This is a genomic window from Pseudoxanthomonas sangjuensis, from assembly GCF_010211755.1.
GTDB lineage: Bacteria > Pseudomonadota > Gammaproteobacteria > Xanthomonadales > Xanthomonadaceae > Pseudoxanthomonas_A > Pseudoxanthomonas_A sangjuensis.
Genome location: NZ_PDWR01000063.1, coordinates 1 through 634, shown reverse-complemented (window position 1 = coordinate 634; position 634 = coordinate 1). Strand labels below are relative to the sequence as shown.

Below are 634 nucleotides of genomic sequence, written 5' to 3'. Positions count from 1 at the left end.
CAGCTGCTGGATGGCGCACAGGTGCGCGAAGGCGACGTGCTGATCGGCATCGCCTCCTCCGGCCCGCATTCCAACGGCTATTCGTTGATCCGCAAGCTCTACGAGCGCGCCGGCGCGCCGGCCGAACAGGTACTGGACGATGGCACCAAGCGGATCGATGCGCTGATGGCGCCAACCGCGCTGTACGTCAAGCCGGTGCTGGCGCTGCTGAAGTCGCACGGTGAAGCGATCCACGCGATGGCGCACATCACCGGTGGCGGCCTCACCGAAAACATCATCCGCGTGATACCCGAAGGCCTGGGTCTGGACATCGACGCCACTGCCTGGACCCTGCCGCCGGTATTCGCCTGGCTGCAGCGCGAAGGTGCGGTGGCCGATGCCGAAATGTGGCGCACCTTCAACTGCGGAATCGGCTTCGTGCTGGTTGCCGCGCCCGCGCAGGCGGCCGCGCTGGAACAGGCGTTGGATGCGCAGTCGCTGGCGCATTGGCGCATCGGCCAGGTGGTGACGGCGCATGGCGACGAGCGCGTGCGCATCGGCTGATCGATCAGGACACCCGCATGGACGCTTTTCCAGTCGCCACGACCGCATCGGCCAGCACCGACGATCTGCAGCATCTCAAGCTGCTGTCGAT

At 66.4% G+C, this 634-nt stretch carries 1 protein-coding gene; it reads left to right on the top strand.

Going from position 1 to position 634, the window contains the following annotated elements:
- Nucleotides 1-543 (top strand): AIR synthase-related protein (locus CSC71_RS15290; RefSeq protein WP_246192264.1); only part of this gene is annotated, 543 nt, incomplete at its 5' end.
- Nucleotides 544-634: the final 91 nt, after the last annotated feature.